22 protein-coding genes are annotated in these 22,450 nt (G+C 69.2%); 13 read left to right on the forward strand and 9 right to left on the reverse strand.

Translation table 11 applies throughout. The features are described from left to right. Positions 1 to 58: 58 nt before the first annotated feature. A complete protein-coding gene (locus LTV02_RS27695) occupies positions 59 to 1,453 on the reverse strand; it encodes a DUF1254 domain-containing protein (RefSeq protein WP_233034771.1) in 1,395 nt (464 codons plus the stop codon). A 115-nt stretch (positions 1,454 to 1,568) separates the two neighbouring features. Between LTV02_RS27695 and LTV02_RS27700 the strand changes: the two genes are divergently transcribed. Next, positions 1,569 to 1,967: a hypothetical protein gene (locus LTV02_RS27700; protein ID WP_233034772.1), complete on the forward strand. Its 399-nt coding sequence runs from the start codon at positions 1,569 to 1,571 to the stop codon at positions 1,965 to 1,967. A 111-nt stretch (positions 1,968 to 2,078) separates the two neighbouring features. Here LTV02_RS27700 and LTV02_RS27705 read toward each other — a convergent pair whose 3' ends face one another. Then, positions 2,079 to 2,930, reverse strand: coding sequence for an LLM class flavin-dependent oxidoreductase (locus LTV02_RS27705; protein WP_233034773.1), 852 nt, complete (start codon positions 2,928 to 2,930; stop codon positions 2,079 to 2,081). A 188-nt stretch (positions 2,931 to 3,118) separates the two neighbouring features. Between LTV02_RS27705 and LTV02_RS27710 the strand changes: the two genes are divergently transcribed. The 4 genes from LTV02_RS27710 to LTV02_RS27725 all read left to right on the forward strand — a co-directional run bounded on the left by LTV02_RS27710 (position 3,119) and on the right by LTV02_RS27725 (position 7,044). Next, entirely contained in the window at positions 3,119 to 3,874 is a 756-nt protein-coding gene (locus LTV02_RS27710; protein ID WP_233034774.1) for a HalD/BesD family halogenase, read from the forward strand. Between the two features lie 93 nt (positions 3,875 to 3,967). Next, positions 3,968 to 5,329, forward strand: coding sequence for a WS/DGAT/MGAT family O-acyltransferase (locus LTV02_RS27715; protein ID WP_233034775.1), 1,362 nt, complete (start codon positions 3,968 to 3,970; stop codon positions 5,327 to 5,329). Between the two features lie 9 nt (positions 5,330 to 5,338). Then, the gene (locus LTV02_RS27720; protein WP_233034776.1) at positions 5,339 to 6,127 is read left to right on the forward strand and encodes an RluA family pseudouridine synthase; all 789 of its coding nucleotides are present in this window, start codon (positions 5,339 to 5,341) and stop codon (positions 6,125 to 6,127) included. A 176-nt stretch (positions 6,128 to 6,303) separates the two neighbouring features. Then, entirely contained in the window at positions 6,304 to 7,044 is a 741-nt protein-coding gene (locus LTV02_RS27725) for a metallophosphoesterase (RefSeq protein WP_233034778.1), read from the forward strand. On the opposite strand, the gene LTV02_RS27730 is transcribed toward LTV02_RS27725, so the two are convergent. Next, positions 7,025 to 7,447 (reverse strand): helix-turn-helix transcriptional regulator, encoded by a 423-nt coding sequence (locus tag LTV02_RS27730; RefSeq protein ID WP_233034779.1) that lies wholly within the window; start codon positions 7,445 to 7,447, stop codon positions 7,025 to 7,027. The two genes, LTV02_RS27725 and LTV02_RS27730, sit on opposite strands and share 20 nt — an antisense overlap. Continuing rightward, positions 7,408 to 8,091 carry an AraC family transcriptional regulator gene (locus LTV02_RS27735; RefSeq protein ID WP_233034780.1) on the reverse strand — a complete coding sequence of 228 codons (684 nt, stop codon included), beginning with the start codon at positions 8,089 to 8,091 and terminating at the stop codon, positions 7,408 to 7,410. The genes LTV02_RS27730 and LTV02_RS27735 overlap by 40 nt, the downstream gene beginning before the upstream one ends. Positions 8,092 to 8,184: 93 nt before the next feature. Here LTV02_RS27735 and LTV02_RS27740 point away from each other — a divergent pair, with 93 nt between their 5' ends. From LTV02_RS27740 to LTV02_RS27760, 5 genes are all read left to right on the forward strand, one after another. Next, a complete protein-coding gene (locus LTV02_RS27740) occupies positions 8,185 to 9,636 on the forward strand; it encodes a flavin-containing monooxygenase (RefSeq protein WP_233034781.1) in 1,452 nt (483 codons plus the stop codon). A 40-nt stretch (positions 9,637 to 9,676) separates the two neighbouring features. Then, positions 9,677 to 10,072 (forward strand): DUF4377 domain-containing protein, encoded by a 396-nt coding sequence (locus tag LTV02_RS27745; RefSeq protein WP_233034782.1) that lies wholly within the window; start codon positions 9,677 to 9,679, stop codon positions 10,070 to 10,072. A gap of 69 nt (positions 10,073 to 10,141) precedes the next feature. Then, the gene (locus LTV02_RS27750) at positions 10,142 to 12,289 is read left to right on the forward strand and encodes an ABC transporter ATP-binding protein (protein ID WP_332909538.1); all 2,148 of its coding nucleotides are present in this window, start codon (positions 10,142 to 10,144) and stop codon (positions 12,287 to 12,289) included. Further along, positions 12,286 to 13,047 carry an energy-coupling factor transporter transmembrane component T family protein gene (locus LTV02_RS27755; protein WP_067712383.1) on the forward strand — a complete coding sequence of 254 codons (762 nt, stop codon included), beginning with the start codon at positions 12,286 to 12,288 and terminating at the stop codon, positions 13,045 to 13,047. Before LTV02_RS27750 ends, LTV02_RS27755 begins: the two co-directional genes overlap by 4 nt. A gap of 149 nt (positions 13,048 to 13,196) precedes the next feature. Continuing rightward, positions 13,197 to 13,850 (forward strand): ammonium transporter, encoded by a 654-nt coding sequence (locus LTV02_RS27760; RefSeq protein WP_233034783.1) that lies wholly within the window; start codon positions 13,197 to 13,199, stop codon positions 13,848 to 13,850. 45 nt (positions 13,851 to 13,895) lie between these two features. Here the strand turns inward: LTV02_RS27760 and LTV02_RS27765 are convergent, their stop codons facing one another. Continuing rightward, positions 13,896 to 15,122 carry a lipase family protein gene (locus LTV02_RS27765; protein ID WP_233041720.1) on the reverse strand — a complete coding sequence of 409 codons (1,227 nt, stop codon included), beginning with the start codon at positions 15,120 to 15,122 and terminating at the stop codon, positions 13,896 to 13,898. Positions 15,123 to 15,391: 269 nt separating this feature from the next. Between LTV02_RS27765 and yczE the strand changes: the two genes are divergently transcribed. After that, positions 15,392 to 16,024 (forward strand): membrane protein YczE, encoded by a 633-nt coding sequence (yczE, locus tag LTV02_RS27770; protein ID WP_233034784.1) that lies wholly within the window; start codon positions 15,392 to 15,394, stop codon positions 16,022 to 16,024. Between the two features lie 29 nt (positions 16,025 to 16,053). Here the strand turns inward: yczE and LTV02_RS27775 are convergent, their stop codons facing one another. Beyond that, positions 16,054 to 16,689, reverse strand: coding sequence for a TetR/AcrR family transcriptional regulator (locus LTV02_RS27775; RefSeq protein ID WP_233034785.1), 636 nt, complete (start codon positions 16,687 to 16,689; stop codon positions 16,054 to 16,056). Positions 16,690 to 16,777: 88 nt separating this feature from the next. Here LTV02_RS27775 and LTV02_RS27780 point away from each other — a divergent pair, with 88 nt between their 5' ends. Both LTV02_RS27780 and LTV02_RS27785 read left to right on the forward strand, forming a co-directional pair. Further along, the gene (locus tag LTV02_RS27780; RefSeq protein ID WP_233034787.1) at positions 16,778 to 17,806 is read left to right on the forward strand and encodes an SDR family oxidoreductase; all 1,029 of its coding nucleotides are present in this window, start codon (positions 16,778 to 16,780) and stop codon (positions 17,804 to 17,806) included. 102 nt (positions 17,807 to 17,908) lie between these two features. After that, entirely contained in the window at positions 17,909 to 18,553 is a 645-nt protein-coding gene (locus tag LTV02_RS27785) for a cysteine hydrolase family protein (RefSeq protein WP_233034789.1), read from the forward strand. Between the two features lie 9 nt (positions 18,554 to 18,562). Here the strand turns inward: LTV02_RS27785 and LTV02_RS27790 are convergent, their stop codons facing one another. The 3 genes from LTV02_RS27790 to LTV02_RS27800 form a co-directional block, all read right to left on the reverse strand. After that, entirely contained in the window at positions 18,563 to 20,836 is a 2,274-nt protein-coding gene (locus tag LTV02_RS27790; protein WP_233034790.1) for an ATP-dependent DNA ligase, read from the reverse strand. A 127-nt stretch (positions 20,837 to 20,963) separates the two neighbouring features. Then, positions 20,964 to 21,296 (reverse strand): antitoxin, encoded by a 333-nt coding sequence (locus LTV02_RS27795; RefSeq protein WP_233034791.1) that lies wholly within the window; start codon positions 21,294 to 21,296, stop codon positions 20,964 to 20,966. 31 nt (positions 21,297 to 21,327) lie between these two features. Beyond that, the gene (locus LTV02_RS27800; protein ID WP_233034792.1) at positions 21,328 to 22,449 is read right to left on the reverse strand and encodes an MBL fold metallo-hydrolase; all 1,122 of its coding nucleotides are present in this window, start codon (positions 22,447 to 22,449) and stop codon (positions 21,328 to 21,330) included. Between the last annotated feature and the right edge of the window lies 1 nt (position 22,450).

Genomic DNA, 22,450 nt, shown 5'->3' on the forward strand with positions numbered 1-22,450 from the left:
AATCGATCTTCGCCGAAAACACTCCGGTCCGGGGGGATTGCGACCGAAATGAAAGTTGTCAGGTCACCGGTTCGAGCGCGGGCGGACTCCACCGCCCGTCGAGCATCTCCGATCTCGGAGCGTACAGCCGCAGGGTGAGCGAGAAGGGACCGGACACCGGTATCGGCAACCAATTGGCGCGCGGCACTGCCGGACCCGGGTCGGCGGCCTGCACCACTACCTCGGCGCCGCCGTCCGGACCGGGCGTCAGCGGGGTGTCGTGGCCGACCGAATAGATCCGCGCGGCATTGGAGACCAGGAAACTGTCGGCGTCGTAGGCGGTCAGCGACCAGAAGGCGTCGACCGGCGGGAGCTGCCCGGCCGGGAACCGGATGCGGAAACGGCGAGGCGTGCCGTTGTCGTCGGCCTGGGCCTGCGCGGTCGGATAGACCGCGTCCCGAGCCAGATTCGCGCCCAGCGCGTACATGGCGGTGCCGGCGCGGGTCTCGTAGTCTGTGCCGTAGGTGCCGACGTCCAGCGAGAACCGCCAGCCGTTGACGGTCTTGCCCCGGTGATCGACATAGCGGGTGACGGCCTTGCGACCGGCCGCCGCGGCGGCGTCCAGATCCACGCCCGTCAGCTCGCCGGCACTGCCGCCGGGCCGAATTCCGATGGTGGCGAAGCGTTTCAGCGCCGGGGCGTCGGCGGCGGCCGGGGCGTCATGGGCCATCAGCGTGCACAGGCGATCGAAGAAGGTGCGGCCGTCCAGGGCCGCCACCGCCTTGGCCGGGGACGCGCCCAGGCCCGAGAGCGCCAGCGGCTCACCGTGCGCCGGCGCGGCCGGGTCGGCGGTCCAGGCCGCCAGGGTGTCCAGGCGCAGACCGTCCTGGACGGCGTGCACCGCCGCGAGATCCGCCGGGCCGTTGACCTGGATCCGGCCCAGCAGCCACACCGTCGGGGTCGGCATGTCGAGCCGGGTCAGGCCCGCCGGGACCGAACCGGTCCAGCCGGGGCCGGCGATCAGATAGGCGAAGGGCGGGCCGGCGTGCCCGGCGCGCGGATTCACGCTGCTCGGATCGTGCACGGTATTGGTCCAGGCGTCGAGCAGCTGCATGATCCAGTAGCGGCCGGCCTCCACCGCGGGCACGGTGAGCACCAGTGGCTGCTCCGACAGGTCCAGCCAGGCAAGGGAATACAGCGTGTCGGTGTTCATCCGGACCACCAGGCGATCGTCGGCGTCGGGCAGATCGCGGGCGTGCTGCAGGCGGTTCACCGGGCCGAAGGCGTCCTTGGTGGCGTGCATGAGGACCAGCGGGTAGCCGAAGACGTATGCGTCCGCGGCAATCGATACCGGATCGTCTGTTTTCGACTCGGCCGAATCCGAATCATTGGCCCCGCGGGAACAGGCGGTTAGGGTGAGCCCGGCGGCCGCGGCCAGTCCGAGCACGGCACGGCGACTCAGGGCGCTGTCCATGATGTACAGAAGCTATCAAACCGACCGGGTGGAAACAGTTTTGGCGCGTTATTCACCCCCGATTCATCCCCAGACATCATCGAATCCTCATAGAAGCCGCTTCATTATCAGCACCATGAGTCGTTCACTACGCACCCGAATCACCACCGCGGTAGTGGTCGGCACCCTCGGCACCATGCTCGCCGCCGGTGCGGCCGCGGCCAATGGCGAGCCCAAGGCCGTCATTCAGGGCCGCACCGCCGTCACCGCGCACGTCACCGGTGAGAAGCCGGGCTACAAATGCCAGATCGCCGGGAAGGACGTGGCGGGGCCCTGGGGGATCGTCGGCTCCGACGGCACCGTCTCGCTCACCCTCGGCGGCGGGCGGCCCAAGGGCAAGCAGCTGCGGGTCATCTGCGAGGACCCCCGGCGCGGGGACGCCAGCCTGCACACGGTGCGCGCGGACCGCGTGACCTACGACGGGGCGCTCTCGCCGATCCGGCAGATCATCAACAGCAAGCTGTTCGGGGGGTAAGAGGTTTGTGGGGACTTCCCCCACACCCCCGATATTGAATGGGGCCGGGCAGTTTCGGGGGCGCCCCCGGGCGCGAGGACGGGCCGCCGCGGAGGGGGCCACCACCGGGCGTCACCCCGCGCGGGCGGCGGCCACGGCGGCGCGCACGGCGGGGGCGGTTTCGGTGGCGAAACGGGTTGCGGCCCATTCGTCGTCGGGGGCCAGGGGGAGCAGGAATTCGCTGACGCCGGTGGTGAGGGCGAGGTCGGTGAGTTGGGGTGGGGGCATGACGGGGTCGATGACGTAGGCGCGGCGGATCAGGGCGGGGACGCGGCCGGCGTCGCGGGCGCCGGCGTCGACGGCGGCCATCAGTTCCGGGAGTTTGGCGGGCGGGGCGTAGGTGACGCCGCCGAGCCAGCCGTCGGCGAGTTCCCCGGCCAGGCGCAGCGCGCGCGGGCCGTAGACGCCGAACCAGATGGGGATGCGCTGCGGGGGCAGCGGACCGGGTTTGGCGCCGTCGAGCTGATAGACCTCGCCGTAGATATCGGTGCGGTCGGATTCGCCCCAGAGGCCGCGCAGAATGGCCACGGCCTCGCGCAGGCCGGTGAGGGCCTGGCGGGGGTTGCGGCGCGGACCGCCCATGGCCTCGATGGCATCCCAGAACGCACCCGCGCCCAGACCGAGTTCCAAGCGCCCGCCGCTGAGCACCGACAGGGTGGCCGCGCCGCGGGCGAGCACGGCGGGCGGGCGCAGCGGCAGGTTCGCCACCGCGGGCAGCAGGGTGAGATTGCGGGTGCCGGCCGCGAGGTAGGACAGCAGCGTCCAGGTGTCGAAGAAGGCGGGCTGATACGGATGGTCCTGGATCGCGAGCAGATCCAAACCGGACTGGTCGGCCTGTTGCACCAAACGCAGCAGGGCGTGATGACGCGCCGCCTCGGGCGGAACGAAGATCCCGAACTTCAGTTCATGTCCGTAATCACCCATAGCAAACATCAAGTTACGCCTGCTGACCTGGCCTTCCGTCAATACCCCTGTCGCTACGGCGAGTCACCGTGATCCACACCCCGGCACACCCCGGGACACCGGCGTGGATCACGGACCGCCACCCGATCGTGATCAATCGGGAATTCGATTCCAGTGCCGTTGGCGGGCAACGGATTACAATCGAGCAGGTGCAGCTATCGAGCACACTGGAGACCGCCCGCAAACATCTCGACGGGGTCGACCCCGACGCCCTCTCCCATGCGCGAGACCGCTTGGCCGAGACCGGGATCGCCCGCCTGGGCTTCCTGCTCCCCTACCGGGTCAAACGCACCCTGGCCGCCGAGGCGCTCGCCCTGGTCGACCAGCACCGGCAGTGGACCTCGCCGGCGCCCGGAACCGAACCGGCGCACCGGCGCGCAATCGCGGTGGAGCACAACGAGGTCACCGCGCACGGCCACTGCATTCCCGCGCTCTACGACTGTGAACCCTTGCGGCACAAGCTCACCGTCATCGCCACCGAGCCGGTGCTGCCCTGCCCGCCCCCGCGCCGCTTCGCCGTCACCCGCCGCCATCACGACGACGCCCCCGGGCAATGGCATTGGGACGACTACGCTTTCACCCTGGTGCTGGTGGTGGAATGCCCGCCGCTGGAGGAGGGCGGATTCGTGCAGACCGTCCCGCACACCCGGCCGGACCGGCGGCACCGCGAGGTCTACCGCACCCTGACCCGCAATGCCATCCACTCCTGGGAGCTCAACCCCGGCGACCTCTACCTGCTGCGCGCCGACACCACCCTGCACCGGGTGCACCCCTTCGAGCACGGCCGCCGCACCACCGTCCGCATGTCGTTCGCCTCGACCGCCGACCTGGAGCGCGAGCAATCATCGGGCACTCCACCGCCGGGTTTACCGATCCGCGCACGGGTTATGACGAATCATGCATAGTGATAATGTGATTCACCGTTAACGCAGCGGGGGGCAGCGTCGCCGCACCGTTACCTCGCCCGGGCAGCTCTGCCCCACCGGTTAGGCGACCCGATGGACCTTCTCAACCCCCTCGACGCGATCTTCCTCGCGATCGAATCCCGCGAACACCCCATGCACGTCGGCGGCCTGCAGCTGTTCGAGCCGCCCGCCGAGGCGGGTCCGGAGTTCACCCGCGACCTCTACCGCACCATGGCCTCGGCCACCGAGGTGCGCACCCGGTTCCGGCGGCGGCCCAGCCGGCGCCTGGGCGGCTTCTCCACGCTGAGCTGGGACCACGCCGAACACGTCGACCTGCACTACCACCTGCGGCGCAGCGCGCTGCCGTCCCCCGGCGGCCTGCCCGACCTGCTGGATCTGACCGAGCGACTGCACGGCATCCTGCTGGACCGGCACCGGCCGCTGTGGGAGGCCCGGCTCATCGAAGGCCTCGACGACGGGCGCTTCGCGGTTTACATCAAGATGCACCACGCGCTCATCGACGGCGTCTCGGCCATGCGGCTGCTGCAGCGCACCATGACCGCCGATCCGCTCGACACCCGGGTGCGGGTGCCGTGGGGCGCGCCGGTGGTGGAGCGCGACGACAGCGTGCCGCCGGACAGTTCGCTGCAGCAGTTGCGAAAGTCGCTGCCGCGCATGGTCCGCAGCATCGGAGCGGTCGCCGCGCCGTTGCGGGGCGCGCTGGACGGACGGCTCACCATGCCGATGACCGCGCCGCGCACCATGTTCAACGTCTCCATCGGCGGGGCGCGGCGGATCGCGGTGCGGTCCTGGCCGCTGGAGCGGGTCAATGCCGTGCGCCAGGCCACCGGGGCCACCATCAATGACATCGTGCTGGCCATGAGTTCGGCGGCGCTGCGCTCCTACCTGATCGAACACGACGCGCTGCCGGACGAGCCGCTCATCGCCATGGTGCCGGTGAACATTCGCAGCGCCGCGGAATCCGATGTGTCCGAGGGCAATATGGTGGCGGCCTGCCTGGCCGACCTGGCCACCCATCTGGACGATCCGGCGGCGCGGCTGGAGGCCATCAGCACCTCCATGCGCCGGGCCAAGTCGGTGTTCACCCAGCTGCCCAAGACCGAGGCCATGGTGCTGTCGGCGCTGCTCATGACCCCGCTCGGGGTGTCGCTGGTGCCGGGCTTCGAATCGCTGCCGCGCATGCCGTTCAACCTGGTCATCTCGAATGTGCCGGGTCCGCGCAAGCCGGTGTACATGCAGGGCGCGCGGCTGGACGCCAACTATCCGCTGTCGATTCCGTTCGAATCGCAGGCCATGAACATCACCCTCACCACCAACGGCGACAATCTGGACTTCGGCATCGTGGGCTGCCGGCGCACCGTGCCGGACCTGGACCGCTTCCCGGATCATCTGGAGAACGGGCTGGCCGAACTGGAGAAGGCGGTCGCCCACTAGCCTGGCCGGGTGCATACGTCTTGGCCCGAACTGCGGAAACAGTGCCTCGTGCTGGAGGACGAGGCCGTGCTGGCGCTGAACAAGCCGGCCGGGATCTCGGTCACCGGCGAGCGCCACGACACCGACATGGTGGAAATGGCCGCCGCTCTGGGCGAGACGCTCTACCCCGTGCACCGCATCGACAAGGTGACCTCGGGGCTGGTGCTGCTGGCCAAGGAACTGCAGGCGCACGGTGAGCTGACCCGGCAGTTCAACAAGCGCACCGCGGACAAGGCGTACCTGGCCATCGTCGACGGCACGGGGCTGCCGGACCGCGGCGTCATCGACCTGCCCTTGAGCGTGGGCCGCAAGAACCGGGTGCGGATCGCCGCGCCGCGCGAGAGCATCCACCGCGACGGCGACGCCTGGCGGGTGGCCGCCGAGGATGTGCTGGCGGGCAAGAACTATCCCTCGATCACCGAGTTCGCGACCGTGGCGCGCACCGACTCCCACACCGTGCTGGCGCTGCGGCCGATCACCGGGCGGCGGCATCAGATCCGGGTGCACCTGGCCTGGATCGGGCACGCCATCGTCGGCGATCCGCTCTTCGACCGCACCGCCACTCACCCGCGCACCCACTTGCATTCCTGGCGGCTGGGATTGGCCGCCTCGTGGCGCCCGGACGCTCGCCTCGAACTGGAAGCCGAACCCGGCCCGGACTTCTGGCGGCTCGGCGCATCCGAGGTCACGGACGCCCCCGAGCTACTGCTGAGCAAGGCCGCCGAGCTCATGACCCAGGTCACCGGCGGCGGGAAGTGATGTGAAACCGCTATATTCGGTGGCGAGTCTCACCAAGACCGTATCGCGCCTGGTCATCTAGCCTCAGAAGCTGTGGCCGTTGGTGGCGGGTCACGTTCGGGCGCAATGGTGCGGCCCTTGACAGAAAGCGAACGTCGATGGTTCTGCTGGCACAGCTGAGTGACACCCACTTCAACATGAGCGCTCGCAACAATGAACGCGCCGAACGAGTCATGGCCTTCCTGGCCGAGCTGCCCAACCGACCCGACGTCATCATCGTCACCGGCGATATCGCCGACGAAGGCGATGCCGAGGAATACCAGCAGGCGCGCGCCGCCCTGGCCGCCGACATCCCCGTGGTGATCCTGCCCGGCAATCACGACGACCGCGGCAATATGCGCACCGTGCTCTTCGGCGAGGAGTCCTCCTACGCCCCGATCAACCAGTCGCACCGCACCGACGGCGTCACCCTGGCCCTGCTCGACTCCAGCATCCCCGGCAAGCCCGAGGGCCTGCTGGACGACGAGACCTACGCCTTCCTGACCGATCTGCTGGCCGCCACGCCCGCCGACGACGTGGTGCTGATCGCCATGCACCATCCGCCGGTCCCGGTGCAGTCCACCGTGGTCGATCCGATCCGCCTGACCAATCCGGAACGTCTCGCCGAGATCGTGGCCGGCGACGACCGCATCCTGGCCGTCCTCACCGGCCACGTGCACGCCGGCCTGATGACCTCCTTCGCCGGCAAGCCGCTCATCGTCGCCCCGAGCGTCTCCTCCACCATCGGCTGCGAATGGGAAACGGCCGCACCGGGACACGTGCCCATCGACTTCGCCCCCGACCCGTCGTTGATCTTCCACTCCATCACCGACGGCCGGCTGCTGTCCATGTTCCGGCCCATCGCCATGGGCGGCTGGCTCAGCGAACCATTGGAGTGACCGCCTCGCGCCGGAACGCGGACGGTGTGGTGCCGGTCCAGCGTTTGAAGGCGTGGATGAAGGTGGACGCTTCCGCGTAACCCAGCCGGATGGCCACATCGCTGACCGACAGCGGTGTGGCCGTGAGCATTTCCTCCGCCAGCGCCCGCCGCACCTCGTCGAGCAGGGCGCGGTAGCTGGTGCCGGCGGCATCGAGGTGGCGGCGCAGGGTCCGGGTGCTCATGGCGAGATCCCGTGCCACGGCGTCGATTCCGGCCGGGGTGGCGAAACCGTCCGCACCGCCGCGCGGCACCAGGCGTTCCCGCACCTCGGCGGCGATGCCGGTGCGGGCCCGCCGCCGCGACACCAGTTCCCGGCACTGGGTCAGGCACATGGTCCAGGTGTGCTCGTTGGCCTGCGGCAACGGGCTGTCCAGGACGACGGGATCGAAGGTGAACAGGTTCTGCGGCTGTTCGAAACGCGGTGTGAGGCCGTACATCTCGAGGTAGGGCGCGGGTCCGGGGGCGCCGGGAAGTCGAATTCGGCGCGCAGCAACTCCACCCGGTGCCCGAGTAAGTCCGACAGCACGCGATGCATGGCGGTCACATCCCGTTCCACCAGGAAGCGCCGCACATCCGCCGGCACCCGCTCGTCGTGGATGCGCGCCACGAACTCCCCGGGCTGCCAGCGCGCCACCGGGATACAGAAGGTGAAGCTCAGTTCCAGATAGCGCAGCGCGAAGCTGATGGCCTCCCCGAGCGTCGGGCTGCTGACACACGCGAACCCGAAGATCCCGAAGGTGCTGATCCGGTACCGCTCCCCCACCTCCAGCCCCAGATTCGGCCGTTCCCCCAGCTCCCGCACCAGATTCCGGATCACCGCCAGCTCGGTGCGCGCGTCGATCTGCGCGTCCGGATTCGCCAGGGTCTGCTCGCTCAGCCCGCTGCCCTTCAGCAGCGTTGCCGCCGGCACCCCGTGCTCACGGGCGTAACCGGTCATGAGTACGACGCTCGCCACGCCGCGCGGGAAGTCCCAATCCCGGATGCCGGCCTCCTGCACGGTGCTCATACCCAGATTATGGCCGAATTTCTCAATCAGGTCTCCCACGAAATCCGGGACGCGCTCCTACAGTGGAAAGGTCTTCGATGTGAGGAGGGCCACATGCCGTCGATCATCATCATCGGCGCCGGCTTCGGCGGAATCGGCATGGCTATCGAATTGCGGCGCAACGGCTTCCACGAGTTCACCATCCTGGAGCGGGCGGCGGACCTGGGCGGGGTGTGGCGGGAGAACACCTATCCGGGAGCGGCCTGCGATGTGCCGTCGCCGCTGTACTCCTTCGCCAAGGAGCCGAAACCTAAATGGCGGCAGCGATATTCGGAGCGGGAGGACATTCACGCGTACATGCGCGGGGTGGCGCAGCGGCACGGGCTGGGCGAGCGCATCGTGTTCGGGGCCGAGGTCACCGAGGCGGAGTTCGACGAGGGCGGCGGGCAGTGGACGGTGCGGACCGCCGACGGGGTCACCCGGACCGCCGACGTGCTGATTTCGGCGGTCGGGCAGTTGTCGCGGCCCGCCATGCCCGCCATTCCCGGCGTGGAAAGCTTTGCGGGGCAGTCGTTTCACTCGGCGCGGTGGGATCACGAGGTGAAACTGGCCGGTAAGCGGGTGGCGTGCATCGGGACGGGGGCCAGCGCGATTCAGTACGTGCCGGTCATTCAGCCCGAGGTGGAGCGGTTGACGCTGTTCCAGCGGACGGCGGCCTGGGTGCTGCCGAAATTCGACACCGATTACAAGCCGGTGCATCAGCGGGTGTTGATCCAGGTGCCGGGCATGCCTGTCGCGGAACGGTTCTCGTGGTGGGCCATCGGGGAGTTCGTGGCGCTGGGGCTGGTGGAATTCCCGGGGATCGTGCGGGCGGTGGCGCGGATCGCGGAACGGCATCTCGAGGAGCAGGTGCCGGACCCGGTGCTGCGAGCCAAGCTGACGCCGGATTATCCGATCGGGTGTAAACGGGGGTTGTTCTCCAACGACTACTACCCGGCGGTCGCCGAACCGAATGTGACGGTGGAGACCACGCCCATCAGCGAGATCGTGCCGGAGGGGGTGAAGACCGCGGACGGGGTGGTGCACGCGGCCGACGTGATCGTCTACGGGACCGGGTTCAAGGGCACGGAATTCCTGTGGCCCATGAAGATTCGCGGGCGCGGCGGGGTGCATCTGGGGGATGTGTGGGACGGGGGCGCGCACGCCTACCTGGGAATTACGGTGCCGGAGTTCCCGAATCTGTTCCTGGTGTACGGGCCCAACACCAATCTCGGGGTCGGGTCGATCATCTACATGATCGAATCCCAGGCCCGGTACATCCGGCAGGCGGTGCAGCTGCTGGCCGAGCGGCCGGGGCACTGCCTGGAGGTGCGGCCGGAGGTGGAGCGGGAATTCAACGACGCCTTGCAGCAAAGGCTGTCGCGGACGCCGTGGAACTTCTGTACCAGCTGGTATCGGACCGCGTCGGGACGGATCACCAACAACTGGCCCGGCACCACCCGGTCGTATCGGCGCCAGGCGCGCAAAGTGCGGCTGTCCGACTACCGACTCACCCGCGCGAGGTAAAACCGGAGCTCACGGGGTGGGCTGTGGCATATTCGCGGACATGCGCACCCGCCTCCGGCTCGTTGCACCGCTCGTGCTCCTGGCGTCGCTCCCGTTGATCGGCTGCTCGCCCGATCAGCACGCCAGCACCGCGACCAGCTCGACCGTTCTGCCCGCGCCCACCGTGCCGGGAACCGAGCGGTTCGAGATCTATGTCGCCGATCAGGAAGCGCCGTGCACCGGCGTGGGCCAGCAGTTCTGCCTCCAGGTGCGGCGCGATCCGAACGCGTCCTGGGAATTGCACTACGGCGGCATCGAAGGCTTCGAATTCCAGTCCGGCTACAAATACCACCTGCTCATCGAGCAGAAGCCTTGGGACAACCCGCCCGCGGACGCGCCCTCGGTGAAGTGGATTCTGGTGCGCCAGCTCGCCAAGGAACCCGTCGGCACTCCGTAAGCGGTCCGTTCCACCTGGCAATCGCGTGGGTCGACCTGGCAGTCGGCGATACACGGCAGACTGGTGGGCGTGACCGATTCGTCCCGAGCCCGTGGCGGCCTGCCCGACCGACCGCCCGAGCCGGCTCTCCCGCACGGCCCGTTGCGTCCCATCGAGTACGCCACGGGGGCCGTGATGGGCGGGGCCACGGTCGGACTGGTGACGGTGGGATCGCTGGTGCCGTTCGCGGCGGCCCTGCAATTGGTGGCCGCGGTCCCGATGGGACTGCTCGCGCACCGGCACCGGCTGCGCACGCTGATCGCCACCACCATCGCCGCGACCCTGGTGACCTTCGTGGCCGCGGGCATCGTCCCGGCGGTCAACCTGGTGAGCGTGGCGGTGCTGGGCGGGATCATCGGCATCGTCAAACGGCGGCGCGGCGGACTGGTGGGGGTGCTCGGACTCTCGGCGCTGGCCGGGCTCACCGGGGCGCTGTTCTCGGTCGGCATGCTGCTGTTGTTCGCCCGCTCGCGGCAATTGGTGTTCGACAGCATTCGCAATACCGCCAAGGGCGTGGAGAATCTGGCGGCCCGGACCTCCGCGCTGGAACCGCTCGGCAGGGGCGTCGCCGATTTCACCGAGATGGCGCTGCGCTGGTGGTGGCTGTGGATCGGCGGCGGGCTGGTACTCGCCATGATCGTCAGCGGGGTGGTGTCCTGGTACGTGCTGGGCGCGGTGCTGGACCGGCTGGCCTGGCTGCCCGGCCGGGACGATCTGCTCGACGCCCCCGCCGACGACCGGCCGGTGGCACCGCTGCCGATCAGCCTGCGGGACGTGTCCTTCCGCTATCCGGGGGCGCGGGCCGACGCGCTCAGCGGCATCGACCTGACCGTGCGGGCCGGGGAATTCGTGGCCGTGGTCGGGCACAACGGGTCCGGAAAGTCCACGCTCACGCGGATTCTCGCGGGCCGGCCGCCCACCGGTGGCAGCGTCGACCGCCCGGGCTCGGCCGGACTGGGCGTACTCGGCGGCACCGCAATGGTTTTGCAGCGACCCGAAAGCCAGACGCTGGGCGTACTGGTCGCCGACGACGTGGTCTGGGGTCTGCCCGACGGCGCGGCAGCCCAGGTCGATATCGAAGGGCTGCTCACCGAGGTCGGGCTGGGCGGTATGGGCGGGCGCGAGACCGCCACCCTGTCCGGCGGGCAGCAGCAGCGGCTCGCGGTGGCGGCGGCGCTGGCGCGGCGGCCCAGCTTCCTGATCGCCGACGAAGCCACCTCCATGATCGATCCGGAGGGCCGGCGGGAACTGGTGGCGCTCTTGGCCGATCTGCCCCGGCGGCACGGCATGGCGGTGCTGCTGGTGACCCATCACGAGGCCGATGCCGCCGCGGCCGACCGGGTGGTGCACCTGCGGCAGGGGCGGATGGTCGACCAGCTGCCCGCTTGGCCGCGCCCGGCGCACGACCCGCGCCGGCGGCCGATGGGCGCACCCATCCTGGAGTTGCGGAACATTCGCCACACCTACAACAAGGGCACGCCGTGGGAGGCTCCCGCGCTGCACGGCATCGATCTGACCGTTTTGCGCGGCGAAACCCTGTTGATCGTGGGCGGCAACGGATCCGGCAAATCCACGCTGGCCTGGATCATGGCCGGACTGACCGTACCGTCCGGCGGCACTTGCGAATTGGCCGACGATCGCGGCAATCGCGCGGTGCACCGGCATATCGGCGAGGTGCAGCTGGCCTTCCAGCACTCCCGGCTGCAATTGCAGCGGCAGACGGTCGGCGAGGAGATCGAGGACTGGGGCGGCACCGGCACCGCCGCCATCGGCAAGGCCCTGGACGCGGTCGGACTGGACCGGGCACTGGCGGCCCGCTCCATCGAGAATCTCAGTGGCGGACAGGCCAAACGGGTGGTGCTGGCGGCCATGGTCGCCGCCAAACCCCGGGTCGTGGTGCTGGACGAACCGCTCGCCGGACTCGATCCGGAGAGCCGCGCGAGCGTGGTGGAACTGCTTGCCCGGCTGCGGGATTCGGGGCACACGCTGATCGTCATCTCGCACGATGTGGGCGAGGTGGCGGCGGTGTCGGATCGCATCGTGCACCTACAGGGCGGCAGGATTCCCGAAACCGAGACCGCCACAACGGCATTCGCCACGCCGCCGCCGTTCGCCGTCGCCCCGCGCTTCGACCGGAACCCGGCGGCCGGGCCCGATATCACCGGAGGTGCCCGATGAGCGGCGTCGTCTTGCGCGAAGTGCCCGTGGACAGCCCGGTGCATCGGCTCTGGGCCGGTACCAAGATGATCGCGGCCTTCGCCATCAGCCTGGTGCTCATGGTCGCGCCGTCCTGGCCGGTGCTGGGCATCAGCATCGCCTTCCTGATCGCGGTGTGGTTGCTGGCGCGCCTGCCACTGGGTACGCTGCCGCGTTTTCCGTGGTGGCTGTGGGCGGGCATCGCGATCGGCGCGCTGATCAACCTGCCCATCGGCGCGACCGCGCTGCTGCGCTACGCCAATGTGCTGGTGTTCGGATTCATCCTGCTGGGCGCGTCCTTCCTGATCGCCTGGACCACCCCGATGGGGGATATCGCGCCCGCGCTGGCCCGGCTCGGCGCGCCGCTGCGGCGGATCGGCTGGACCCGCAACGGGGTTCGGCACGCGCTACCGATCGACGAATGGGCGGTGGTGGTGGCGCTGACGCTGCGCGGGCTGCCGCTGCTCATGGACGAGATGCGGGTGCTGCGCGCGGCCCGCAAGCTGCGGCCCAAAGGCGCCCTGCTACACCGCACCGCGGATCCGCTGGTGGACATCCTGACCGCGAGCATGGCGGTCTCCAGCCGCCGGGCCGGGGAATTGGGCGAGGCCATCACCACCCGCGGCGGCACCGGCGAACTCACCGCCCGGCCCAGCCGTCCGGGGCGCGCCGACGCGGTGGCGCTGGCCGTGGTGCTGGGCGTATGCGGGCTCGCGATCGGGGTCGACCTGCTGATTTGATCGAGTACCGATCAAATCGGGTCCTGGTTGTCGGTCGAGCAGGCTACGGTGAGCAGTTGTAGAACGCGTTGCGATCCTGGGGTGGCCGGCACGTATCGAAAAGGGGAGGGAATCTTTTCGGGCCGACTCGGTGTTGCCGCGAGAACCTGATGAAGATTGGAAGATCCATGCTGCGCAAGATCACTGCCGTTGCCGCACCCCTGGTCACCGCCGTAGCCCTCGCCGGATCCGGCGTGGCGCAGGCGGATTCGGCCGTTCCGGAGATCGGCTATCAGACCCAGCTGGCCGGGACCACGGTCGTCACCACCCTCACCAACGGTCAGTTCGAACTGGCCGGCGGCAGCGTGAACGTGAAGGACATCGCGGGCAACACCGTGGTGAGCCTGCCGCTCGCGTTCCAGAGCGAGGGCCTGGAGTACGCCATTCCGGCCGCGCTCGCCGATGACGCCCACACCCTGCGGCTTTCGCCGGCCAAGGACGTTGCCGCAGCGCGCCCTGCCCTGCAGCCGGTCGCCTCCAATGCCGAGAACCAGCGCGCGCTGACCAACTTCTCCAGCCAGTTCGGCATCGCCACCGCCATCGGCAGCTTCGTCGGCCTGGCGATCGGTGCGGCCGTCGGCGCGATCGGTTTCGCGGGCGGTGCGTTCGGTCTGGCCACCGTGCCGGTCGCGGCGGGCATCGGCGCGATCATCGGCACCCTGGTGGTCGGCGGCCCGACGCTGCTCATCGCCGGTATCGACCTGATCAACACGCTGAACTCGGCGCCGGGCAGCACCCGCTGGGCGCAGCCGGGCGACAACTGACCGGAATACGCCGGGGCGCATCCCTTCCGGATGCGCCCCGCGTGTTCAGCGGATGGTGCAGCCGGGCGATGAGGGAATCCCGGCGAAGCGATCCGTGAGGAAACCGACCGCTCCGAACGCCTCCACGGCGGCGGCCGGATTGTGGCCGGGTATGCCCGAGTGCACCGCGGTGAGGTTCGCGCCCAGCGCGCAGTAGCGGTTCACCAGCGCCGTGTACCCCGCCACGGGGATGACGTCGTCGTCATTGGAGTGGTACAGGTACAGCGGCACGTCCGGCGCGACGTCGCCGAGTTCCTGGCGCGCGGTGGTGGCCTCGAAAACCGGATGCCACAACAGATTCGACTCCAGGGCGAACTCGTCCACGTGCCGCGAGTAGTAGCGCACCACCAATTCGCTCCCGCAGGAATGCGATTCCTTGCTCAGCAGTTCGCGGCCGCTGTCGTTGAGCAGGTCCGGCAGGCCCGAGCCGGGATCGTTGCGGGCCAGGGCGATCAGCATGAGAATCGATAGGCCGGTGGACCAGCTGCCATCCGACTTGCGGGCGACGGCCGCGATATCGGCGGGGACGCCGCCCGAGACCACCCCGGAGAACAGCAGATCCGGGGCATAGGCGGCGCGCATCTGCATGGCCCACAGGGTCGCGAAGGCGCCGCCCGAATAACCCCACGCGCCCAAGGGCGTGGTGGCGGTGACGCCCAGCGGCGGGAAGTCGCGGGCCGCGCGGATCCCGTCCAGCACGCCGCGCCCGGAGGTCACACCGTCGAAGAAACGCGATTGCGGCCCTTCGTAATCCGGCACCACCACCGACCAGCCGCGCAGCAGGATGGCGGTCAGGAACGGGATGTCCAGCACGGTGTTCACGATCGAGAAGTCGAGGCCGCCGCGCAGCGCGTAGGACGGCGCGCACTGGGTGCCCAGACTGTCCTCGGCCACCTGGTAGGCCAGCAGCGGGCGTTCGCCCGCGCCCAGCCAGGGCGTCATGGGGGTCATGACGGTGGCCATATCGGCGATGGGCTCGCCGGCCGAATCGGTGCTGCGGTACTGGACCTGCCAGCCGAATACCGGTAGCGCCAGGCCGAATACCGAGATGGGGCGGGAGTTCAGGATCGCGCCGTTGGGCCGGTCCGCCAGATCCGCGGGGGCGGCGTAGAACGGATCATCGTCGGGATACGGGATGTCCGCGCGAGTCGGGACCACCACGATGGCGGCCACCGCCACGGCCAGCACGGTGAGGGCCGTACGCCACCACGGCCGAAGTTCCTGCCACCGCATCACGCCTCCAGCGTCGAACCAGCCGACGCTCCAGCAATACGGACTCGCACATCGCGCCGACCACAGCTCCGGCGCATCGGAGCCATCAAGTTACTGCCGGACATACCCGCTGGTCAACGCCTGCCCGCGCGTCGTTGCCACGGCGTTGCGCACGAAAAGCGCTGCGGCTCAGGCAAATCGGACAGACCGGTCGCTAGCCATCGTGACAACAGTCCAGCAAATGCCAACTGGCTCTGTTTTCGAAGTCCAGTCGTGGTCATGCTGGAGCGATGTTGCTGCGCCGCCTGCTCGCCCTCTACGCCGGACTCTGGCTCTACGGCTTCTCCATGGCCGTCATGCTCCGCGCCGCTCTCGGGCTGGATCCGTGGGACGTCTTCCACCAGGGCGTCACCGCACACGTCCCGCTCAGCTTCGGCACCGTGGTGGCGATCACCGGCGCGCTGGTGCTACTGGCCTGGATTCCCTTGCGGCAGTGGCCCGGACTGGGCACCGTCAGCAACGTCATAGTCATCGGAATCTCGGTGGACGTGGGCATCTGGATGCTTCCCGAACTCGAGAACCTGCCGCTCCGGGTGGGCGCCATGCTCGCGGCGGTGCTGCTGAACGCGATTGCCACGGTGCTCTACATCGGCGCCGGCATGGGCCCCGGCCCACGCGATGGCCTGATGACTGGACTGGTCCGCCGGACCGGACGACCGGTCTGGCTGATTCGTACCGGACTTGAAGCTACGGTCCTGGCAATCGGCTTTCTACTCGGCGGCAGCGTCGGAATCGGAACCCTGGTGTACGCCTTCGGCATCGGCCCGCTGATCCAGGTGCTGATCCCGTTCGTCAATCCCTATCTACCGGGTTTCCAGTCCGCGCCCCAACCGGCGCGAGAGCCTGCCCTCACCACCGCGTAATCCGGCACGCGCCCCCCGCGGAGCGGATATCACCGCCGTTCAATGCTTTGCGGAGCGTCCAGGAGTCCGGCGAACATGCGGGTAATGCGTTCGGTCAGCGCTGCGGACGTGGTGCCCATCTGCTCCGCGCGCAAGTCGAACTTGCCGTCCAGGGTGAGCGAAGCCAATCCGTGGGCCATGCTCCACCAGGCCAGCGCGAGGGTTTCGGCACCCTCGGCGGTGAGCGATCCGGCCCGGGTCGCGACGGCAATGGCATCCTCCAATTCCGCGAAGGCCGCGTCGCCGGCCTCCGCGGTGGCCGGATTCTTCTCCGGCTGCACCAGTTCCGGGCGGAACATCAGCCGGAAATGAGCCGGCTGCTCGCGGGCGAAACGCACGTAGGCCTCGGCCATGGCGATCAGGGCTTCGCGCGGGTCGGCGGCGGCCGCGCGGGCCGCGATCATCGCGGCGCGCAGCAGGTCGTAGCCCTGTGCGGCCAGCGCCGCGAACAGGGCGGCCCGGTCCGCGAAGTGGTGGTACGGCGCGCCGGGGCTGACCCCGGCCTCGCGGGCGACCCGGCGCAGGCTCACCGCGGCCAGGCCCTCCGATTCGATCAACTGCAGTGAGGCGCGCAGCAGTTCGGCCCGGAGGTCTCCGTGGTGGTAGCGATCCTTGGTCGGCGGCATGGAATGAGCGTAAGGGGTTGACGGTTCACGCCTCGGGAATCTATACATTGTTTAGATTCTAAACACCGCTCAGATTGGAGTCAGGGCCATGTCCGATCTCGTCCTCGTCACCGGCGCGTCCGGGTACCTCGCCGGTCACGTCATCACCGAACTGCTCGACCACGGCTACCGGGTGCGCGGCACCGTCCGCTCGGTCGCCCGGGCCCAGGCCGTCGCCGAGTCGCTGCCCGGCGTGGAATTGGTCGAAGCCGATCTGGGCTCGGACGCCGGCTGGGACGCGGCCGTCCAGGGCTGCCGCTATGTCCTGCACACCGCCTCGCCGTTCCCGGGCAGCGAGCCCGACCACGAGGACGAACTGATCCGCCCCGCCGTGGACGGCACGCTGCGGGTGCTGCGCGCGGCCGCCGCGCACGGCGTCGAACGCGTGGTGCTCACCTCCTCGATCGCGGCCATCCGGGTCGGGCACGAGGACAAGGTGGCCACCGAAGCCGACTGGACCGAACTGGCCGTCGCCAATGCCTACGAGAAGAGCAAGACCCTGGCCGAGCGCGCCGCCTGGGATTTCGTGGCCGAGCATCCGGAACTCGAACTGGCCGTGATGAATCCGGGCATGATCCTCGGACCGATCCTGCGCCCCGAGATCGGCACCTCGGTGGACGGCATCCGCATCCTGCTCTCCGGCGAGATGCCCGGCGTCCCCCGCCTCAATTTCTCCACCGTCGACGCCCGCGACCTGGCCGTCGCCCACCGCCTCGGCATGCAGCTCCCGCAGGCGGCCGGCAATCGCTATGTCCTGACCGGCGACCAAGTTTCGTTCACCGAGATGGCCAAGACCCTCGCCACCCGCTACCGCGTGCCCACCCGCACCCTCCCCGACTGGCTCATCCGCCTGGTCGCCCGCTTCGACGCCAACGCCCGCACCGCCGCCCAGTACCTCGGCCGCGAGGAGCGCCTGAGCGCCGCCAAGGCCCGCCGCGAACTCGGCTGGAGCCAGCGCCCGCTCGAGACCACCCTCCTCGATACCGCCGCGAGCCTCATCCGCTTCGGCATCGTCAAGGATCCCGGTGCGGCGCGCGGCAAGAGCGCCTCCCGCACCGTCCAGCCGGCCGCGGCCTGATCGGCCGCCGTCCGAAAAGCGCGAGCGCGGAGCGGGCCGCCGCCGGGGTTGCCGCGGGTAGGCTCGTGGATCGAAAAGCGTTGGCGGAGCGGAGGATTACGAATGCGGTACGGGAACGGGCTGGAGATTCCGGAGTCGCTCGAGGATGTGTGCGCGCCGGAGAAGCTGGCGGTTGTCGTGTACGACATGCAGGTGGGGGTGCTGTCGCAGCTGCCGGATGGGGCGGAGATCGTGGAACGGGTCGTCAAGGTGGTGAACGCGGCCCGGCGGGGCGGGTATCCGGTGATCTTCCTGCGGCACATGTTCCTGCCCAAGCGGTTGATGGGGCGGTTCGCGTTGCGGATGGCGATGGCGTGGCAGGGGGTGGAGACCGTCGAGGAGGTGACGCCGATCCTGCAGCGGGATACCGCCGGGTTCCAGCTGGTTCCGGAATTGCGGCCGCAGGAGGGGGAGATCGTGTTCGACAAGACCTCCATGTCGGCGTTCGAAGGGACGCCGCTCGCCTCCACGCTGCGGGACCTGGGGATCAGCACGTACGCCATCTGCGGGGTGGCGCTGGAGATCGGGATCGCGCCCACCGTCACGCATTCCACCGATCTGGGCTTCATTCCGGTGGTGGTGGAGGACGCCGTCGGCGGGCGGGACGAGGCCGGATTGGCGCGGGCCTGGGACGAATTCGAGTTCCAGGGGCATGCGCTGGTCGCCGATGTGGACACGCTGGTGCCGCTGCTGGAGAAGAGCGCCTGAGCGAAAAGCTCAGTCCGAGGCCGGGATCCAGGCCGGATGCCACAGGCGTCCGGCCTCGGTCCAGTTCATGAAACGGACCGTGCCGGTGAGACGGGGCGTCACCCAGACGGCGTCCTTGCGCTCCTCGGCGGTGAGCTCGTTGCCGAAGGGGCTGGTCCTGCGTTCCAGGCGGCGCAGCTGATCGGCCAGCTGGCTCATCTCCTGTTCGGTGAAGCCGGTGCCGACCCGGCCCAGGTAGTACAGCTCGCCCTCGTGCGGGACACCGATCAGCAGGGAGGCGAATTGCCTGACCTCCGAACGGCGATAGCCGCCGATCACCACCGACAGGGTGCGCCAATTGCGGGTTTTGAGCCAGGACTGGCCGCGTTTGCCGGGTAGATAGACCGAATCGCGGCGTTTGGCTACCACACCCTCCATGCCATGTTCCTGGCTGTAGCGCAGCGCCTCCGCGCCCGAACCGTCCAGGCGCGGCGGCACATGCAGCGACGGCGCCTGCGCGGCCAGCGCTTCCAGCACGCGGCGGCGGTCCTCGTAGCGCTTGCGGACCAGCGAGGTGCCGTCGAGGTACAGCACGTCGAATGCCACGAAGACCGCGCGTGCCGAATCCGCGCGCAGCAGGCCGAGATTCGCGCCGCCGTGATCGTCGAACACCACCGCTTCGCCGTCCAGCACCACCCGGTGCCCCGATAGCTCCTCCCCCAGTGCACCGAGACCCGGGTACTTGCCGGTCACCACGTGCCCGGCGCGACTGCGCAGCACCACCGCGTCGTCCTCGATCTCGGCGATCAAACGGAAGCCGTCCCATTTGGTTTCGAAGGCCCAGGTCTCCGGATCGAGGTTCGCCACTTCGCCCGGCGTGGCCAGCATGGGTTTGAGGCCGTGCGGGAACGGGGCATCGGACTTCGGAGCCCGTTGCGCGCCATCGCCTTCCGGCTGGTGGCCGTTCGGCCCGCGCTGGTCCTTCATCAGGTGCATGAGCCACTGGTTGCCATTGGTCTGGATGAGCGCGTACCGGCCGTCCAGGCGTTCGCCGTGGAAGCGCACGATGACCTCGTCGTCGCGCCACTTCTCGGTCTCGTAGGTGCCGGTATCCCAGATGGTCATCTCCCCGCCGCCGTACTCGCCCTTGGGGATGGAGCCGTGGAAGGTCAGGTACTCGAGGGGATGGTCCTCGGTGTGCACGGCGAGGCGGTTCTCGTGCGAGTCGATCGGCGGACCCTTGGGCACCGCCCACGACACCAGCACCCCGTCGCGCTCCAGCCGCACATCCCAATGCAGCCGCCGCGCATGGTGTTCCTGCACCACGAACCGGTCCCCCGGCCCGTCCTGCGGCGGGGCGAGGGGCACCGGTTCGGGCGTGCGCGCGGCATCCCGCATGGACCGGTAGGTGTTCAGCTTGTCCGGAACCGGTTCCGGCAGCGGATCATCCAGGCCGGCGAGCAGGTCACCGTCGGCGTTCCACCGCTTCAGCACCTCGTCGAATCGCAAGTGCCGCAGCTTTTTCCGCTGTTCTATCTCGGCCCAGCTGCGCGGCGCGGCCACCCACGGTTCGGTGCGCCCGCGCAGCGAATACGGCGCGATGGTGGTCTTGGCCGGATTGTTCTGGCTCCAGTCCAGGAAGACCTTGTTCTCCCGCGCCGATTTGGCCATGGTCGCGGTCACCAGGTCCGGGCGCAGCTTCTGCAGATTGGTGGCCACCTGCTTGGCGACGGCCGACGCGCCGTTGGGCCCGAGTTTGCGGTCCAGCGGCACGTAGACGTGAATCCCCTTGGAACCGCTGGTCACCGGGAAGGCGTCCAGCCCCACCTCGCGCACCACATCGCGCAGGATCAGCGCCACCTCCGCGCACTGCGCCAGGCCCGCGCCCGGTCCGGGATCCAGGTCGAACACCAGCCGGGTGATCGGCCCGACCTCCGCGCCGTCGAAACGCCATTGCGGCACATGCAGTTCCAGCGCGGCCTGCTGGCCCAGCCAGGCCATGCCGGCCACCGAATCGATGAGCGGGTACACGACGGTCCGGTCGGAATGCTGAACTTCCCGCCGCTCCAGCCATTTCGGCGCGTGATCGGGCAGATTCTTTTCGAAGAAGGAGGATTCGTCGACCCCGTTGGGCCAGCGTTTGCGGGTCACCGGGCGCTCGGCGATATGCGGCAGCAGGGCCGGTGCGATGGCGGTGAAATAGGCGATGACCTCGCCCTTGGTGGTCCCGGTGGCCGGATACAGCACCTTGTCGAGGTTGGTCAGCCCAACCTCGATACCCCCGAAATCCTTCCGGGAACCCATATCAGCAGTCTAGAGGCGGGCACCGACACTCGCGGGGACCTTGCGACACCCGCGAAAAGGCAACGGGCCGTTCGGCTCACCGATGACGTGACACCGGAAGCGAACGGCCCGTTCGACCGACGTCGCGTTAAGCGGGCGGCTGGTCGCCGGGAGCCGCCTCCGGGGCGGGCGCCGGGGCCGGTTCGGCCGCCGCCTCCGCCGGTGCGGGCGCGGCTTCCGGAGCCGGTTCCGCGGCCGGTGCGGCGGGCGCGGTATCGGCCGGAGCCGCCGCCGTATCCGCCGGAATGGCGTTCTTCACCGCTTCGGTACCCTTGCCGATCTGCGACGAGTACTTGCCACCGGTCTTCTCGTCGATCTTCGCGCCGGCCTTGTCCACGGCTTGTTCGATTTTCTCGGCGTTCTGGGCCGCCACTTCCTTGCCCTTGCCGACCAAGCCCTTGAGCGTGTCCAAAAGACTCACAGCCCCTGCTCCTTCACTCTCGGTCCATCGGTCATTCGCGGACATCTTCCCACCACGTATCCCGTGGTGGGAGGCCAATCGGGTCGATCCGCTGTCCCGGCTTGGGGACCGCCGTGTCGGTGCCCGCGGCCCGCGCCGCCTCGACGAGCCGGCGTACCGGCTCCGACCAGCCGTGGAAGGCCAGATTGAAGGTGGCCCAGTGGATGGGGACCAGGAGCCCGTGGCCGGGATCGCCGACACACAGATCGGCGTGTGCCTGTACCGCCTCCTCGGGATTCATGTGTACGTCGGGCCAATGCCGGTCGTACGCGCCGATCGGCAGCAGTGTCAGGTCGAACGGGCCCAGCCGGGCGCCCGCTTCCGCGAATGCCTTGGTGTACCCGGTATCGCCACCGAAATAAACCCGACGGGTCGGTCCGGCAATCGACCAGGACGCCCACAGCGTGGTGTTGCGCACCAGCCCGCGCCCGGAGAAATGCCGGGCCTCCGAGCAGGTGATGACCAGATCGGTGCCGTCGCCGTGCGCCCGGTCCAGTTCGGACAGCGAAACCGAAGCGCCCCAATCCAATTCGACGATGCGATGCTCCGGCACGTGCCAGTGCCGCAGATGCGCGCCGATCCCGATCGGCACGATGAACACCGCGTCCTGCCCGGCCACCAGGCCGTCCACCGTCTCGCGATCCAGATGGTCGTAATGGTCGTGCGAAATCAGCACCGCGTCCACCGGCGGCAATTGCTCCAGCGGCGACGGCACCGGATGCAGCCGCGCCGGGCCCACCAGCGCCGACGGCGAAACCCGCTCGCTCCAGACCGGATCGGTCAGCACCCGGTACCCGTCCACCTCCACCAGGCAGGTGGCATGCCCGTACCAGGTGACGGCGAGATCGGCGGCCTGCTCCGGCAGTTCCGGGGTGACCAGCGGGATATTCCCCGGCGGCCGCCCGATGTTGCGCTGCGTCACCAGCTGATACAGCAACTCCAGCCCCGACCCGGTGAGCTGACTGCTCGGCTCGGTGTTGTGGAACTGCCCCTTGCGATAGGTGGTCGAACCCTTGGCGCTCGGCGCGATGGCCGATATGGACGCGCCCATGGCGGACGGAATCCCCCACGCCGCTCGTACCACCCAGGAAAGACCGAATGCGCCCGCTGCCATA

Origin of the sequence: Nocardia yamanashiensis (assembly GCF_021183565.1) — a bacterium.
Lineage (GTDB): Bacteria > Actinomycetota > Actinomycetes > Mycobacteriales > Mycobacteriaceae > Nocardia > Nocardia yamanashiensis.

Excerpts from the sequence above, each read along its gene's own strand:
- LTV02_RS27735 (WP_233034780.1), bottom strand. The coding sequence starts at position 8,091 with ATGAGCACCGTGCAGGAGGCCGGCATCCGGGATTGGGACTTCCCGCGC.
- LTV02_RS27715 (WP_233034775.1), top strand. The coding sequence starts at position 3,968 with ATGGACCTTCTCAACCCCCTCGACGCGATCTTCCTCGCGATCGAATCC.
- LTV02_RS27705 (WP_233034773.1), bottom strand. The coding sequence starts at position 2,930 with ATGGGTGATTACGGACATGAACTGAAGTTCGGGATCTTCGTTCCGCCC.
- LTV02_RS27755 (WP_067712383.1), top strand. The coding sequence starts at position 12,286 with ATGAGCGGCGTCGTCTTGCGCGAAGTGCCCGTGGACAGCCCGGTGCAT.
- LTV02_RS27760 (WP_233034783.1), top strand. The coding sequence starts at position 13,197 with ATGAAGATTGGAAGATCCATGCTGCGCAAGATCACTGCCGTTGCCGCA.
- LTV02_RS27700 (WP_233034772.1), top strand. The coding sequence starts at position 1,569 with ATGAGTCGTTCACTACGCACCCGAATCACCACCGCGGTAGTGGTCGGC.
- LTV02_RS27790 (WP_233034790.1), bottom strand. The coding sequence starts at position 20,836 with ATGGGTTCCCGGAAGGATTTCGGGGGTATCGAGGTTGGGCTGACCAAC.
- LTV02_RS27780 (WP_233034787.1), top strand. The coding sequence starts at position 16,778 with ATGTCCGATCTCGTCCTCGTCACCGGCGCGTCCGGGTACCTCGCCGGT.
- LTV02_RS27745 (WP_233034782.1), top strand. The coding sequence starts at position 9,677 with ATGCGCACCCGCCTCCGGCTCGTTGCACCGCTCGTGCTCCTGGCGTCG.
- LTV02_RS27800 (WP_233034792.1), bottom strand. The coding sequence starts at position 22,449 with ATGGCAGCGGGCGCATTCGGTCTTTCCTGGGTGGTACGAGCGGCGTGG.
- LTV02_RS27740 (WP_233034781.1), top strand. The coding sequence starts at position 8,185 with ATGCCGTCGATCATCATCATCGGCGCCGGCTTCGGCGGAATCGGCATG.
- LTV02_RS27775 (WP_233034785.1), bottom strand. The coding sequence starts at position 16,689 with ATGCCGCCGACCAAGGATCGCTACCACCACGGAGACCTCCGGGCCGAA.
- LTV02_RS27765 (WP_233041720.1), bottom strand. The coding sequence starts at position 15,122 with ATGCGGTGGCAGGAACTTCGGCCGTGGTGGCGTACGGCCCTCACCGTG.
- LTV02_RS27785 (WP_233034789.1), top strand. The coding sequence starts at position 17,909 with ATGCGGTACGGGAACGGGCTGGAGATTCCGGAGTCGCTCGAGGATGTG.
- LTV02_RS27695 (WP_233034771.1), bottom strand. The coding sequence starts at position 1,453 with ATGGACAGCGCCCTGAGTCGCCGTGCCGTGCTCGGACTGGCCGCGGCC.
- LTV02_RS27725 (WP_233034778.1), top strand. The coding sequence starts at position 6,304 with ATGAGCGCTCGCAACAATGAACGCGCCGAACGAGTCATGGCCTTCCTG.
- yczE (WP_233034784.1), top strand. The coding sequence starts at position 15,392 with ATGTTGCTGCGCCGCCTGCTCGCCCTCTACGCCGGACTCTGGCTCTAC.